Here is a 13,758-nt window from a genome sequence, read left to right on the forward strand (position 1 = left end):
CGTCAGATCAAGCCATGCCCTGTGCGGGCCTCAGTCCTTGGCGCGCTCGCAATACGAGCCGTCTTCGGTCATGACGACGATGCGGGTGCCGACCGTGATGTGCGGCGGCACGCCGGTGCGCACGCCATTGGACAGCACCGCCGGCTTGTAGGACGACGACGCGGTCTGGCCCTTAGTGACCGGCTCGGTGTCGACGACCTCGAGCGTGACGCGCTGCGGCAGCGCGATCGAGACCGGGACCACGTCGTGCATCGAGAGCTTGACGGTCATGTTCTCCTGGAGATACGCCGCCTGCGAACCGACGACGTCCTTCGGCACCAGCACCTGGTCGTAGGTCTCCGGGTTCATGAAGTGGAAGCCGTCCGGATCCTCGTACAGATAGGTGTAGTTGCGCTCCTCGATCGTGACCTTCTCGACCTGGTCGGTGGTCTTGTAGCGCTCCGAGATCTTCACGCCATCGCTGATTCGGCGCATTTCGATCTGGCTGACCGGGGTGCCCTTGCCGGGATGGATGTTTTCGGCCGTCACGACGACGTAGAGCTTGCCGTCTTGCTCAATGACGTTACCCTTGCGAATAGAGCTGGCGATGACTTTCAAAGCTGTTTTTCCTGATCTAGGGGCCCGGCAACGGGCAGCGCCGGGCGGCGGTCGGACGCCGGGTTCGGTTTCGGGGCGCAACATACTGATTTTGTCCGGCCTTGCCAGTCTTTTACAGCCCCGGCGACCGATCCGATGATGTCCGGGGAGCCCAAACCCTCGCCGTGGTGGTCGCCCCAGCGCCATGCCGACGTCCGGCCGTTCCTGCAAGCGCGGGCCGCGATCATGCGCGCGGTGCGGGCCTGGTTCGCGGAGCAGGGGTTCACCGAGGTCGAAACCGGCATCCTGCAGGTGTCGCCGGGCAACGAGACCCATCTGCACGCCCCGGCGACCGAGCTCACGGGGGCGGACGGAACCCGCTTGAAAAGGTATCTCAGAACCTCACCGGAATTCGCCTGCAAGAAGCTCCTGGCCGCCGGGGAGCGCCGCATCTTCGAATTCGCCCGGGTGTTCCGCGACCGCGAGCGCGGCGACCTGCATCTGCCGGAATTCACGATGCTGGAATGGTACCGGGCCGAGGCGCCTTATGATGCCATCATGGCCGACGCCGTCGTCCTGATCGCTCACGCCGCCCAGGCGACCGGAATCCAACAATTTTCGTTCCGCGGCCGGACCGCCGATCCGTTCGCCGAGCCCGAGCTGCTGACGGTCGCTGCGGCCTTCGCGCGCTACGCCGGCATCGATCTGCTGGCCACGATCCGCAACCGCACGGGCGACCGCGCGGCGCTGGCCGCGGCCGCGGCGGGCAAGATCCGGATCAGCGACGACGACACCTGGTCGGACCTGTTCAGCAAGCTGCTGGTCGAGCATGTCGAGCCGCATCTCGGACAGGGCCGCCTCACGGTGCTGTATGAATATCCGAGCCCGGAAGCCGCGCTGGCGCGGGTCAAGGCAGGGCAGCCTGAGGTCGCCGAGCGCTTCGAGGTCTATGCCTGCGGCGTCGAGCTCGCCAACGGCTTTGGCGAGCTGACCGATGCAGCCGAGCAGCGCCGGCGGTTCGAGCAGGACATGACCGAGAAGCAGCGGCGCTATGGCGAGCGCTACCCGCTGGATGAGGATTTCCTGGCCGCGGTCGCCGAGATGCCGCAAGCCAGCGGCGTTGCGCTCGGCTTCGACCGGCTGGTGATGCTGGCGTCGGGCGCTGCCAGAATCGATCAGGTGGTGTGGACGCCACCGGCAGGTGAGCGATGAACAGAATTGAACGGCCCACGACATTGCGCAGCGCTGCCGACCTGGTTGCGCAGGGCCTCGCTGCGCCGTCCGACGAGGCGACGCTGGAGCGCGTGGCGCAGCGTTATGCCGTCGCGGTGACGACGCATCTCGCCGACCTGATCGACGCTGACGATCCCGACGATCCGATCGCCCGCCAATTCGTGCCGTCGGCGGACGAGTTGAAGGCGCATCCCGGCGAGCGCGGCGATCCGATCGGCGACGATGCGCATGCGCCGGTGCCGGGCATCGTGCACCGTTATCCCGATCGCGTGCTGCTCAAGCTCGTGCATGTCTGCGCCGTGTATTGCCGCTTCTGCTTCCGCCGCGAGATGGTCGGGCCGGGCAAGGACAATGCGCTGTCCGAGGAGGCGTATCGCGCGGCGCTCGCTTACATCCGATCCCATGGCGAGATCTGGGAGGTGATCCTGACCGGCGGCGATCCGCTGATGCTGTCGCCGCGGCGGTTGAAGGAGATCATGGCCGATCTCGCCGCCATCGATCACGTCAGGATCATCCGCATCCATACGCGCCTGCCGGTCGCCGATCCCCAGCGCATCACGGCGGCGCTGGTCGATGCGTTGAAGGTGCAGGGCGCCGCGACCTGGGTGGCGCTGCACGCCAATCATCCGCGCGAATTGAATGCCGCGGTACGGAGCGCCTGCGCCCGGTTGATCGACGCGGGAATTCCGCTGGTCAGCCAATCCGTGCTGCTGCGCGGGGTCAATGACGATGTGGCCACCCTGGAGGCTCTGATGCGCGCCTTCGTCGAGACGCGCATCAAGCCCTATTATCTCCACCACGGTGATCTCGCGCCGGGGACGGCGCATCTGCGCACAACCCTGGAGCATGGCCAGTCGCTGCTTCGCGCATTGCGCGGCCGGGTGTCCGGTCTGTGCCAGCCCGATTACGTGCTCGACATTCCCGGCGGCTACGGCAAGGCCCCGGTGGGGCCGCAATACCTCACTGCGGAGGATTTTGTTGAGCAGGATCATGCCGCAGGTACGCAAACCCGCTATCGTGTGATTGACTATTGCGGCGAGGCGCATCTCTATCCGCCCGCGGCCGAGTGAAGTGTCCGGCCGATTCCGCTGACACGGAGGAGCAACATGAAGAGACTTGCGATCGCGATGGGGCTCCTGATCCTCGTGACCGATGGCGCGACGTTGGCGCAGAGCACCGGCGCAAACAGCGATGCATCGATGCAGATGCAGAAGAAGCGCCGTCAGCCGCGCCCGAGCGATCTGCCCAAGGCCGAGCAGGCCGCGGAGGACAGTTCGATGAGCAATGTCAGCAAGGAAGACCGCGAGCTCGATCGCAAAATCAAGAGCATCTGCCGCGGCTGCTGAGCACGGCGAGCTTGCCGCGCGCCGATCGTGGACCGTGGCCAGGCTGAGCGGATCATGGTGCTTCGGCGTCGCGAGCCCATGCGAGCACTTCGTCGAAGCCGGGCTCCGACACGCCTCGCATGAAGGTGGCGAGCGACATCATGCCGAATGCCCTGGCGATGTCAGGCCCATCAACGGCGAGGCGTCCCTCGAGGACGGCGCGGTGGAATTCGGCGGGCGTCAGACCGTCGATCGTGTGTTCCGGCGCGGCGCCGGGGCCGGCGGCCAACGCCTCCAGCGCAATGCCGCCGTAGAACAGCCGGGCCAGCAAACGAGTCACGGCCAGCCGAGCCAAGAAGCTGCGGCTTGGCGTCCTGCCGGCGGCGACGCAGAGAACCTTCGCAAGGTCCTCGGTCGCCGCCAATTCAAAGGTCACAATGGCTAAGTCGAACAGCGGATCGTTGCAGGCTGCGAGCTCCCAGTCGATCAGCCACAGCCGCCTGCCATCGAAGATCAGGTTTCGCGGGTTGGGGTCATTGTGGCTCGAAACCAGACCGCATGGGGTCCAGGGAATGGCAGCGCGGATGCGAGCGAGGTTCTCTCTGTGACCATCCAATAGGCCGCGGGCAAGCAGGCCCGATCTGTCCAAGGTGGCGAGCACCGTGGCAACGATGTCGCCCGGCTGGTCCAGCGGCACGAAAGTCGGCGTCGACTGCAGCCGGTTGACGAGACCGCCGAGCTCTCGGACCAGTCCAGCTGTATTCCCCGGATGCTCGGACAGCGGTCGCGGATCGACGAAGTCCATAATGGCGACGCCACCCACCGGGTCGGCATAATGCACAGCGGGCGCTACGCCTGCCGCTGCCGCAATCGTCATGCAGGCAAAGCCGCGCCGACGGTGATGAACGGCCGTTCGCTCAGGCTCGACGCGCAGGACGTAGCACCGTTCCCCGATATCGACCCGACAAATCAGCGCTCCCGACACGCCGCCTTTCAGACGCCTGAAGCGAGCAGCCATGCGACCAGCGCCGAACGCTTCGGCGAGAGCGTGGCGTACGATCTCCTGCCGCGATGAGGGGATCAGGTCGAGGCATTCAACCACGTGGGTACTCCGGCTGTGGTGAGCGCGAGAGGAGAACGTCGGGCGTCGAATGCGAACCGGGCAGCCGTCGCGCGCATCGGCAACCTCGCCGGAAGCGGCGCCGGATGGCGCCGCTTTGTTCATCTGTTCGCGTTACGCCGAGCGCTCGCGCACGGACTCGTTGCGCCGTGTCCGCCGCGTGGTGACGGCGTCGGCGAGTTGCTCCAGCACCGCGACCGTCGTGTCCCAACCGATACAGCCGTCGGTGATGCTCTGGCCATAGGTCAGCGGCACGCCCGGCTTGACGTCCTGGCGACCGGCGACGAGATGGCTCTCGATCATCACGCCCATGATGCGCTGCTCGCCGGCCGCGAGCTGGCCGGCGATATCTGCGGCGACGAGCGGCTGGTTCTCCGGCTTCTTGCTGGAATTGGCGTGGCTGGTGTCGATCATCAGCCGCGCCGGCAGGCCGGCCTTGACCAGCTCGCTCGCGGCCTGCTCGACATGGGCCGCGTCGTAGTTCGGGCCGCTGCCGCCGCGCAGGATGATGTGGCAGTCTTCATTGCCGGTGGTGGCCGCGATGCCGGAGCGCCCGCCTTTGGTGACCGCCATGAAATGATGCGGATGGGCGGCTGATTTCACCGCGTCGGCGGCGATGCGGATGTTGCCGTCGGTGCCGTTCTTGAAGCCGACCGGGCAGGACAGGCCGGAGGCCAGCTCGCGATGGATCTGGCTCTCGGTGGTGCGCGCGCCGATCGCGGCCCAGGCGACGAGGTCGGCAATGTATTGCGGCGTTGTCATGTCGAGGAATTCGCATCCCGCGGGCAGGCCGAGATTGTTGACGGCGGACAGCACGTTGCGCGCCAGCCGCAGGCCCTTGTTGATGTCGAAGGAATTGTTGAGATCGGGGTCGTTGATCAGGCCCTTCCAGCCCACCGTGGTGCGCGGCTTCTCGAAATAGACCCGCATCACGATTTCCAGCCGGTCATTGAGACGCTCGCGCAAGGCGGCGAGGCGGCCGGCATAATCGATCGCGGCCTTCGGATCGTGAATGGAGCAGGGGCCGACGATGACCAGCAGGCGATCGTCAGTGCCGTTCAGGATGGCGTGGATCGCGTTGCGCGCGGCCATCACGACGCGGGTGGCGGTGAGGGTGCGCGGGATCTCACCCATCACCTCCACCGGCAGGCTCAATTCCTTGATTTCCTTGATACGAAGATCGTCTGTGGTGCTCAGCACGGCGGGCTCCTGCGTGTCTTGATGCGCACCTGCCGGCAATAAAAAAGCCGCCAGGTCTGGCGGCTTGTTCGGATATCTTGCTGCAATGTGTCAGATTGAGCGCGATCCTCCCGCCGCCAGCGAGCTGTCGTAGCTAAAGTACCAATAATAGCTGGTGGCGAGGGTGATCATGCCAGTCCTATAGCGTCCTGCCGGCCGCTTGTCATCCCGAAAATCGCAACCGCCGAGTCCCAGCCGCAGGTTCTCAGCCGCTGCGTCTCAGCCGTTGCGTGCCGCGAGCGCCATGCCGATCATCGACAGGCCGCCGAACAACAGGTTGATGCCGACCAGGAGGCCGATCGCCCACAACGCGGTGCCGGGCAGGCCGGAAATGATGATGCCGGCGATGGCGATGTCGACGATGCCGGAGATGGCCAGCCACGACCAGCGTCCCGACAATTCGCGCCGATGCTCCAGCGCGTACATGATGGTCGCGACGCCCTCGGCCAGGAAGTAGACGCCGATGACGACCGTGAGCGTCACGGTGCCCTGGACCGGCTGTGCCACCAGAATAAAGCCAGCGATGATGGCCAGCGCGGCCGACAGCAACGACCACCAGAAGCCGGGCATCCCGCGCGCCCAGAAGGTGAGCGCAAGGCCGGCGATGCCGGAGATCAGAAACATCCAGCCCAGAAAGATGGTGACTGCGAGGCTTGCGAGCGGCGTCAGGATCATCGCGAGGAGGCCGAGAACGGCGAGCAGAATGCCCTCGATGAGGAACGCCTTCCAATGCGCGCGAACTGCAGCTCCCATCTCCGACCGCATGCGTTCGAGTTCGGGGGGGATCGTGTCCTGGGGCAGGGTCATGGTCTCAACTCCGGTCAGGCGCGCTCGATGCCGCACGCTCCGGCAACGGACATGGTGCGGAACCGCCGCCCAGACAAGCACGCGAAGCGCATTTCGTTGCAACCGGGAGGCTGATATGCCGGCTCAGGCGGTCGTGCGGATCCGATTGCGGCCGAAAATGTAGATCGTCGTTGTGACAATCAATAGCGCGGCTCCGAGCAGAATGGCGGTGAGTCCGAGCGGGACGAGCACACCCGCGACATTGCGGTCGGGGTTGAGCAGCCAGTGCCGCACCGAGGTCAGGACGAAGCCGAGCCCGATGAAGCCGGCGGCGCCGCCGAGCAGAAGCAGCGCCCACATCCGTCGCAGCTGGCTCAGCCGCGCGCGCGCGACGTCGGTGCGCGGCGTGTGATGACGGGCCACCCGCCGCACCAGCCGCACGGCAAGTGCGATCGACGAAAAGCCGATCAGCACGCTGACGCCGCCGAGCCACAGCCGCGCCGTCGGGTCGAGACCCGAGCCTCGTTGCAGCATCAGCAGCGGGTAGTCGAACGCGGCATGCAGCGCCACCGGCGCTGCCAGCACCAGGACCCAGCTCGACCACCGCGCCCAGTCGCGGTTGTGGCGATGGGCGCCCAGCGCCGTCCCGGTGCGGGCGATCGCCAGATACGCACCGGCGATAATGCCGAGTGCGCCATGGAACGGCACCGTGAGGATGCTGCGCAGCACGGCCAAGGACCGCCACATCTCGGCGTGCTGGACGAGATAAGCGAGGTTTTCGTAAGCGGCGAAGCCGAGGCCGACCGCCGCGCCATAGAACACCGTATCCATGGCATTGCCGAACTGCCGGCGCCGCGACGACATCGCCGCGATCACGGCGATCTTGGCAATCTCCTCGGGGATCGACACGCCGAAAATGGCCCGCACCAGCTGCGCCATCCACGGGTTGTCCAACTGCAGTCCAACGTCGCGAAACGGCGCCCTGACGATGCCGAGCAGCAGCACGCTGGCCGCGCCCAGCAGGAAAGCGGTCCAGATCTTGAGCGGCGGTCCAGCATTGTCGCCGGCGGCAACCACAAGCCACAGGATCAGGAGCGCCGGGGCAATGGCAGCCGTGCCAATGACGGTCGGAATGGCTTCAATCAGGTTCATCTGAAATGGCAAATAGGCCGTGTTGTCCGAACATCCAATGCCGCCTGGGGACCCAATCGCGGTTCCCATGCGCAGCTGGACGGTGATGTGAGCTGCGCGCGGCGGGCAACGGTCGGCGGCAGCGGGGCCGCCGGATCGAGATGGCCAGCTGTCAGGTCGTCGCCGGGCCCCGCGTCAGGCTGAGTTCGTGGTTTGACGCGGCCACGCGGCGAAGGGTTCAACAATTGCGGCAGATGCGCGTGGTGCGCGGGGCGGGACTGTCCGCCTCCCGCCGGGAAGGCGGCTCGCGCTGGCTGTCGCCTGCGGTCGCATCGGAACGGCTGCTCGGGGGGATTTCCGCCGTCGTCGGCTTCTCGACACAGCTCAGCCGCGGCACCGGATCGGCGACGCGCCTGCATTCGAGGCCTTCGGCAAAGGCAGACTGGCCGACCGCACATGCAATCATGACAATAGGAAGAAGTTTCATCGTGCCCCTCGCAGCTTACGCTTACGTCTAGCGGCTCCAGCGGAGCCCGTCATGCAGGCATCGCGCCGGTGGCGCGGATCGGCAATACCCGCCTTATTTCGCCCCGAAAACGTGCAATTTTTAGGCGCGCTTTTGCGCAAATTCAAATATCGCGCGTAATCCGGCGGTGCTGTTCGCAGGCAGGCGGGCGGACTCGACGGTCTTGATGTGAGGCAGGGATCGTGGTCGGTTGCCGGGATGATCTCGCCTGCCTCCCGTGCTTCGCAAGTCTCGCTGCCTCGCTACCGCCGCGTCTGGGTCGACGATGCCGTGGCCGCGATCGAGGCTGATCAGTGCCGGACAGCTGATACGCATCTGATCCGCCTCATCGTGCCGGCGCTGGCGGGCATCGACATTTACCTGAAGGACGAATCGACGCATCCGACCGGCAGCCTGAAGCATCGGCTCGCCCGCTCGCTATTTCTCTATGCGCTCTGCAATGGTCATATTCGCGAAGGCACGCCGGTGGTCGAGGCGTCCTCGGGGTCGACCGCGGTGTCGGAGGCCTATTTCGCGCAGATGATCGGCGTGCCGTTCTATGCAGTGATGCCGCGCACCACCTCGCCTGAGAAGATCGCGGCGATCACCCATTATGGCGGCAATTGCCACCTGATCGATGATGGCCGGGCGCTCTATGCCGAGGCGGCTGCGCTCGCGGCGCGGCTCGGTGGTCATTACATGGATCAGTTCACCTTCGCCGAGCGCGCCACCGATTGGCGCGGCAACAACAATATCGCCGAATCGATCTTCAACCAGCTGCAGGGCGAGCGCTGTCCACTGCCGGAATGGATCGTGATGGGCGCCGGCACCGGCGGCACGTCGGCGACCATGGGCCGTTATTTGCGCTATCGCCGTTATCCCACGCGGCTCTGCGTCGCCGACGTCGAGCATTCCGCCTTTTTCGATGCCTTCTGCTCGGGCGATGTCCGGCAGACCTGCGAGAGGCCGTCCCTGATCGAGGGCGTCGGCCGGCCGCGTTGCGAGCCGTCCTTCGTGCCGGGGGTAGTCGACCGCATGATCAAGGTGCCGGACGCGGCCTCGATCGGGGCGATGAGCGTGCTGACAAGGCGGCTGCGCCGGCCGGTCGGCGGCTCGACCGGGACCAACTTCCTGGCGCTATGCCGGCTTGCCTCCGAGATGCGCGAGGCCGGTGTGATCGGATCGGTCGTGACGTTGATCTGCGACTCTGGCGAGCGCTACCGCCAGACCTATTACGATCCGCAATGGCTGGCGGCGCGCGGCCTCGATCCGGCCCCCTATGACGCGGCGCTGTCCGCTTTTCTCGACACCGGCGCGCCGCTCCGCCTCGCCATTCCCGACGCCGTCAATCCGCGAAGTGACTGAAGGGCGGCGGGAGTCGCCGGGGGCGCCGAAGCGGCGCGACGGCGACCTTAGGGGACCGCCAATGCCCGGCCTTGTGCGAGATCCCTGATCTGGATCAACGAACGACCGGCCGAACTGGGCTTTGGTCCGCCCTCGCAACAGACCATTAAACGCTTGCGGAAACTCCGGTCTTTGCGCCGCGGGCAGGGGAAGGACGATCAGGTGATGAACTACGACAGCTATTTCGACCGCGCGCTCGACCAGTTGCACCAGGAGCGCCGCTATCGTGTGTTCGCCGATCTCGAGCGCCTCGCCGGCCGCTTTCCCCGCGCGATCTGGCACGCACCCGACGGCCCCAAGGACGTCGTGATCTGGTGCTCCAACGACTATCTCGGCATGGGCCAGCACCCGAAGGTGATCGGCGCCATGGTCGATGTGGCCGCGCGCATGGGCACCGGCGCCGGCGGCACCCGCAACATTGCCGGCACCAACCATCCGTTGATCGAACTGGAGCGCGAGCTCGCCGACCTCCACGGCAAGCAGGCGGCGCTGGTGTTCACGTCGGGCTATGTCTCCAACGAGACCGGCATCTCGACCATCGCCAAGCTGCTGCCGAACTGCCTGCTGCTCTCGGACGCGCTGAACCACAATTCGATGATCGAGGGCGTGCGCAAGGCCGGCACCGAGAAGCAGGTCTGGCGGCATAACGATATCGCGCATCTCGAAGAGCTGCTGCGGGCAGCCGATCCGGACCGTCCCAAGCTGATCGTGTGCGAAAGCCTGTATTCGATGGATGGCGATGTCGCGCCGCTGCATCGGATCTGCGATCTTGCCGAGCGTTACGGCGCCTTGACCTATGTCGACGAGGTCCATGCCGTCGGCATGTACGGCCCGCGCGGCGGCGGCATTGCCGAGCGCGATGGCGCGATGGCCCGGATCGACATTCTCGAGGGCACGCTGGCCAAGGCGTTCGGCTGCCTCGGCGGCTACATCGCCGCCAACGCCAATCTGATCGACGCTGTCCGGTCCTATGCACCCGGCTTCATCTTCACCACGGCGCTGCCGCCGCCGGTCTGCGCCGCCGCGACCGCGGCGATCCGCCACCTCAAGACGTCGCAATGGGAGCGCGACCGGCACCAGGATCGGGCTGCCCGGCTCAAGGCCGTGCTGAATGCCGCGGGCCTGCCGGTGATGCCGTCCGACACCCATATCGTGCCGGTGCATGTCGGCGATCCCGAGAAGTGCAAGACGGCGTCCGACCTGCTGCTCTCCGAGCACGGCATCTACATTCAGCCGATCAACTATCCCACGGTGCCACGGGGGCTGGAGCGGCTGCGGATCACCCCGTCGCCCTACCATGATGACGGCCTGATCGACGCGCTCGCCGAGGCGCTGGTCGACGTCTGGGACCGCCTCGGTCTCGCCCGCGCGCCGCAGGCGCTGGCCGCCGAATAGGCCTGTCCCAGCTGACTGTCACGCAGCCCTGTCAGTTTGATCTGCCGCAATGCCGCCAGCGCTCGCGCGGGCGTAGTCTTTTGTGATCGGGGAACAAGCCGGCTCGGCCGGGCCCGGCCGGCAAACAGGCGAGGCAGCCCATGGCCAAGATCATTGAAGCGCTGCTGGAAGAGCACGGCAATATCGAGAAGCTGCTCGCGGTGCTCGAGCACGAGCTCGATCTGTTCGACCACAACCGGCGGCCGGATTACGACATATTGCAGAGCATCATCGCCTATTTCGAGGACTATCCGCAGCGCTGTCACCATCCCAAGGAAGAGATGATCTTCAGCAGGCTGCGCGAGCGCGATCCGGCGGCGGCCGCGACCTATGGCGACGTCGACGACGAGCATGAGAGCGAGGCGCAGCGGTTGCGCGGCTTTGCCGATGCGGTGAACGCGGTGCTGGCGGACCAGGAGATCCTGCGCGAGAGTTTCCACGCCGCGGTCCACCAGTTCATCGACAGCCAGCGCGAGCACCTGCGCAAGGAGGAGACGCTGCTGTTTCCGGCGGCCCTGCATGCGCTGCGGGCCGAGGACTGGGCCGACATCGACGCCCGCATGTCCGACGAGAAGGATCCGCTGTTCGACGGCGACGTGGCGGAGAAATTCCACAACCTCGAACGGACCATATTGCGCTGGGAGCAGGAGGCCGAGCAGGCCCGCCTCGCGGCCGCCAAGTGACATCCTGAAGTGACATCCTGTCTCACCGGCGCTTTGTCTCAATTGCGCCGGGCAGGCAGACCATTATAGTTGCCCATGGGGCAAGGCACTCTTTCTCGGAGTTGGCTATGACCGCTTTGAATACTGGGCTCGAGCCGGTCCGGAGCTCGATGGCCAGAGGCGCCGCGGATGCGGCCGCCAAACCGGCGCAGATGCCGATGTCGCGGCAGAACGCGTTCGGCAACCACGGCTATGACATGTATCCGCAGGAGCTTGTCCGGCTGTCCGGCTGCCAGGAGCTCAAGCTTCGGCGCGAGAAGAAGCGCGCCTTGGTGCTGAGCTGACTTGGTGCTGAGCTGAGGCCAAGCCGCTCCGCCACCACGTGACGGTGTGCCGGCGGCATCTCGGTTGCGGTGCTCGGCGCGTGAGATCGTTTTCATTCACGCCATCAGCGTTAACGCATCATTAACCAGGTCGCGCGACCCTGTTCGCATGCTCCCCCAGGAGTGCGACGGAATCGGACGGCCGGAGCCGACAGTCGCGACAAGAGGCCGGCGGCGTAACGCCCGCCGGCCTTTTTGCTGATCGATCGGCAAACTCAACGCAACGGCCATGGCCATCGCCAAAGCGCTCAGTTGCGCCGTGCCAGCGAACGTAGAAAACCCTGGTATTCCTCGTTCAGCTCCATGTCGACGGCGGGCGCCAGTCTCAGCAGCGCATTCGCGATGAAGGCCTGGTCGTTGCGCGGCTCCTCCAGCACCTCGCGGAGGACCGGGACGTTGTCCTCGATGTGATGCAGGAAGGCGACGCCTTTTTCTGCGGTCTCGGTCCAGCGCGCCCGCGTCCATTTCGCCAGCGGGTACATGACCTCATGGATGAAGTTGGATTTGCGCGCCTTCTCGAAGAAGCGCAGGCCAGCGCTCCAATACTCCTTGGCGCGGAGCGGGGGCGGCGGCAGGTCGCCGGCCAGCATCTTCTTGCCGGCCTGTCCGACGAAGTCATCCAAGGTGGTCGGTGCATCGATCGTGGCGCGGAAGTGCCACAGCGCGAACGAGCCCGGGAAGTCGGTGCCCATCTGAGCGAGCAGCGCGGTCTCGACCTGGTCGAGCGCAGCCTTGTCGCCCTTCAATGACGCCGTCATGGCGAAGGCGAACAGCGCGTCATTGCCGACCTCGTGCACGCCGCCGGTCTTCAGCTGTGCGGCGGACAAAGCAGGCGTGCTGCCATCTGCGGGCACCGTGGCCTCGCCGGCGCGCTGCGCCTTGATGAAGGCGGTGATCTCGAGCCAACCCATCAGGTGGGCAATGAAGGCCTCGGGATCGACATGCACGATCGCGAGATTGAGCGGCTCCTTGCGCGTTCGCAGCTCCGACATGTCGGTCATCTCGCACTCCGTGGCTGTCGCTCGCCGGCCTGTCCGCTGCGATGTCAGCTTTCTGACATCGCTGGGGCGCCGGCGAGACGTGCAGAGGAGGGCAGCAAGAAGGGTGCCATGACATCAGCGTCTTGCGGGCTTCCGACCGCGCCGGAACGAGTCTTGCTGGGGCTGCTTGCGATTCGACAATTGGCAACGGAGCTTCGCCCCGCATGTTCACCCGGGTCTGCAAGGCCGACACGATCGATGAAGGCGGGATGCGTCTCGTCATCGCCGATGCCCACCTCATCATCCTCGCCTGGCCCGACGATGGTGAGCTCAAAGCGTTCCAGGGCGTGTGCCCCCATACGGCGGCGCCGATGGCCGAGGCCGGCTTTGACGGCCGTGTGCTCAGCTGCCCTGTGCATCACTGGACCTGGGATGCGCAGACCGGTCTGCCGCTGCACCCGCAGGAAAGCGCGCTGGCTGCCTATCCGGTCAAGGTCGAGGACGGGGTGGTCTATATCGACACCGATGGCATCTCTCCGTCGTTCGCCGCACGCTGAGCCGCGCCGTTCAGGTCGGGGACGACGCGCACGGGCCGCTTGCCCGGCCGACCAAACGCCTCTATACGTTCGGCGCGCGCGGCGCGGAATCATCCTCGATGGTTCAGCCGGCCTCGCAGATCTCAGCCTTAACCCGCTGATTTGCTGAAGGTTTTGCCAAGAACGTGCAAACGGCGATGACGCCGGGGCCGATGGTCTCGCTGCATCGTGCGTCTTGCTCCCTTCGTCTATCGGTTAGGACGCCACCCTTTCACGGTGGAGAGAGCGGTTCGATTCCGCTAGGGAGCGCCACCCCGCATCCGTCCTCCCATCGTTCCGTGCCTCCCTGCAGCGGACCATTGGGCTCCTCGCGCAGCCCTGTCAGGCCATCGGCGCATTGGCTGTGTTCGATCCGGTCAACCCTCCATTAGGGTCCTTGCCGTA

At 65.9% G+C, this 13,758-nt stretch carries 14 protein-coding genes and 1 tRNA gene; 9 read left to right on the top strand and 6 right to left on the bottom strand.

The genetic code is table 11. The features are described 5' to 3' along the window. Nucleotides 1–30: 30 nt before the first annotated feature. Entirely contained in the window at nucleotides 31–597 is a 567-nt protein-coding gene (gene efp, locus BBTA_RS18785) for an elongation factor P (protein ID WP_012044083.1), read from the bottom strand. A 135-nt stretch (nucleotides 598–732) separates the two neighbouring features. Between efp and epmA the strand changes: the two genes are divergently transcribed. The 3 genes from epmA to BBTA_RS18800 are packed head-to-tail and all read left to right on the top strand — an operon-like array spanning nucleotide 733 to nucleotide 3,155. Further along, entirely contained in the window at nucleotides 733–1,788 is a 1,056-nt protein-coding gene (gene epmA / locus BBTA_RS18790; protein WP_012044084.1) for an EF-P lysine aminoacylase EpmA, read from the top strand. Then, nucleotides 1,785–2,879: a lysine-2,3-aminomutase-like protein gene (locus tag BBTA_RS18795; RefSeq protein ID WP_012044085.1), complete on the top strand. Its 1,095-nt coding sequence runs from the start codon at nucleotides 1,785–1,787 to the stop codon at nucleotides 2,877–2,879. The genes epmA and BBTA_RS18795 overlap by 4 nt, the downstream gene beginning before the upstream one ends. 36 nt (nucleotides 2,880–2,915) lie before the next feature. Next, nucleotides 2,916–3,155, top strand: a complete 240-nt coding sequence (locus BBTA_RS18800) for a hypothetical protein (protein WP_012044086.1) — start codon at nucleotides 2,916–2,918, stop codon at nucleotides 3,153–3,155. Between the two features lie 52 nt (nucleotides 3,156–3,207). Here BBTA_RS18800 and BBTA_RS39005 read toward each other — a convergent pair whose 3' ends face one another. The 4 genes from BBTA_RS39005 to BBTA_RS18825 all read right to left on the bottom strand — a co-directional run bounded on the left by BBTA_RS39005 (nucleotide 3,208) and on the right by BBTA_RS18825 (nucleotide 7,431). Then, nucleotides 3,208–4,359 (bottom strand): phosphotransferase, encoded by a 1,152-nt coding sequence (locus BBTA_RS39005; RefSeq protein ID WP_083780678.1) that lies wholly within the window; start codon nucleotides 4,357–4,359, stop codon nucleotides 3,208–3,210. A gap of 9 nt (nucleotides 4,360–4,368) precedes the next feature. After that, complete coding sequence (locus tag BBTA_RS18815) at nucleotides 4,369–5,454, bottom strand: 3-deoxy-7-phosphoheptulonate synthase (protein ID WP_012044088.1); 1,086 nt, start codon at nucleotides 5,452–5,454, stop codon at nucleotides 4,369–4,371. A gap of 258 nt (nucleotides 5,455–5,712) precedes the next feature. After that, complete coding sequence (locus tag BBTA_RS18820; RefSeq protein WP_012044089.1) at nucleotides 5,713–6,300, bottom strand: HdeD family acid-resistance protein; 588 nt, start codon at nucleotides 6,298–6,300, stop codon at nucleotides 5,713–5,715. A gap of 123 nt (nucleotides 6,301–6,423) precedes the next feature. After that, nucleotides 6,424–7,431, bottom strand: coding sequence for a PrsW family intramembrane metalloprotease (locus tag BBTA_RS18825; protein ID WP_012044090.1), 1,008 nt, complete (start codon nucleotides 7,429–7,431; stop codon nucleotides 6,424–6,426). Nucleotides 7,432–8,134: 703 nt separating this feature from the next. Here BBTA_RS18825 and BBTA_RS18835 point away from each other — a divergent pair. The 4 genes from BBTA_RS18835 (at nucleotide 8,135) to BBTA_RS18850 (ending at nucleotide 11,759) form a co-directional block, all read left to right on the top strand. After that, nucleotides 8,135–9,280 carry a PLP-dependent cysteine synthase family protein gene (locus BBTA_RS18835; protein ID WP_041750750.1) on the top strand — a complete coding sequence of 382 codons (1,146 nt, stop codon included), beginning with the start codon at nucleotides 8,135–8,137 and terminating at the stop codon, nucleotides 9,278–9,280. Between the two features lie 204 nt (nucleotides 9,281–9,484). Continuing rightward, nucleotides 9,485–10,714: a 5-aminolevulinate synthase gene (hemA, locus tag BBTA_RS18840; RefSeq protein ID WP_041751516.1), complete on the top strand. Its 1,230-nt coding sequence runs from the start codon at nucleotides 9,485–9,487 to the stop codon at nucleotides 10,712–10,714. Between the two features lie 140 nt (nucleotides 10,715–10,854). Further along, nucleotides 10,855–11,436, top strand: a complete 582-nt coding sequence (locus BBTA_RS18845; RefSeq protein ID WP_012044094.1) for a hemerythrin domain-containing protein — start codon at nucleotides 10,855–10,857, stop codon at nucleotides 11,434–11,436. Nucleotides 11,437–11,543: 107 nt separating this feature from the next. Then, nucleotides 11,544–11,759, top strand: a complete 216-nt coding sequence (locus BBTA_RS18850; RefSeq protein ID WP_041750751.1) for a hypothetical protein — start codon at nucleotides 11,544–11,546, stop codon at nucleotides 11,757–11,759. A gap of 287 nt (nucleotides 11,760–12,046) precedes the next feature. On the opposite strand, the gene BBTA_RS18855 is transcribed toward BBTA_RS18850, so the two are convergent. Then, on the bottom strand, nucleotides 12,047–12,799 hold the full coding sequence (locus BBTA_RS18855) for a hypothetical protein (protein WP_012044096.1): 753 nt from the start codon (nucleotides 12,797–12,799) through the stop codon (nucleotides 12,047–12,049). 203 nt (nucleotides 12,800–13,002) lie between these two features. Between BBTA_RS18855 and BBTA_RS18860 the strand changes: the two genes are divergently transcribed. Continuing rightward, a complete protein-coding gene (locus BBTA_RS18860) occupies nucleotides 13,003–13,335 on the top strand; it encodes a Rieske 2Fe-2S domain-containing protein (protein WP_012044097.1) in 333 nt (110 codons plus the stop codon). 216 nt (nucleotides 13,336–13,551) lie between these two features. Then, nucleotides 13,552–13,626, top strand: a tRNA-Glu gene (locus BBTA_RS18865). The last annotated feature ends 132 nt before the right edge of the window (nucleotides 13,627–13,758 follow it).

It is taken from the genome of Bradyrhizobium sp. BTAi1, from assembly GCF_000015165.1.
Taxonomy (GTDB): domain Bacteria; phylum Pseudomonadota; class Alphaproteobacteria; order Rhizobiales; family Xanthobacteraceae; genus Bradyrhizobium; species Bradyrhizobium denitrificans.

What these genes read in the sequence shown, in the direction of transcription:
- BBTA_RS18855 (WP_012044096.1), bottom strand. Translation starts at nt 12,799, where the DNA reads ATGACCGACATGTCGGAGCTGCGAACGCGCAAGGAGCCGCTCAATCTC.
- BBTA_RS18795 (WP_012044085.1), top strand. Translation starts at nt 1,785, where the DNA reads ATGAACAGAATTGAACGGCCCACGACATTGCGCAGCGCTGCCGACCTG.
- BBTA_RS18845 (WP_012044094.1), top strand. Translation starts at nt 10,855, where the DNA reads ATGGCCAAGATCATTGAAGCGCTGCTGGAAGAGCACGGCAATATCGAG.
- BBTA_RS18825 (WP_012044090.1), bottom strand. Translation starts at nt 7,431, where the DNA reads ATGAACCTGATTGAAGCCATTCCGACCGTCATTGGCACGGCTGCCATT.
- epmA (WP_012044084.1), top strand. Translation starts at nt 733, where the DNA reads ATGATGTCCGGGGAGCCCAAACCCTCGCCGTGGTGGTCGCCCCAGCGC.
- BBTA_RS18835 (WP_041750750.1), top strand. Translation starts at nt 8,135, where the DNA reads ATGATCTCGCCTGCCTCCCGTGCTTCGCAAGTCTCGCTGCCTCGCTAC.
- BBTA_RS18800 (WP_012044086.1), top strand. Translation starts at nt 2,916, where the DNA reads ATGAAGAGACTTGCGATCGCGATGGGGCTCCTGATCCTCGTGACCGAT.
- BBTA_RS39005 (WP_083780678.1), bottom strand. Translation starts at nt 4,359, where the DNA reads ATGAACAAAGCGGCGCCATCCGGCGCCGCTTCCGGCGAGGTTGCCGAT.
- BBTA_RS18850 (WP_041750751.1), top strand. Translation starts at nt 11,544, where the DNA reads ATGACCGCTTTGAATACTGGGCTCGAGCCGGTCCGGAGCTCGATGGCC.
- BBTA_RS18860 (WP_012044097.1), top strand. Translation starts at nt 13,003, where the DNA reads ATGTTCACCCGGGTCTGCAAGGCCGACACGATCGATGAAGGCGGGATG.
- BBTA_RS18820 (WP_012044089.1), bottom strand. Translation starts at nt 6,300, where the DNA reads ATGACCCTGCCCCAGGACACGATCCCCCCCGAACTCGAACGCATGCGG.
- hemA (WP_041751516.1), top strand. Translation starts at nt 9,485, where the DNA reads ATGAACTACGACAGCTATTTCGACCGCGCGCTCGACCAGTTGCACCAG.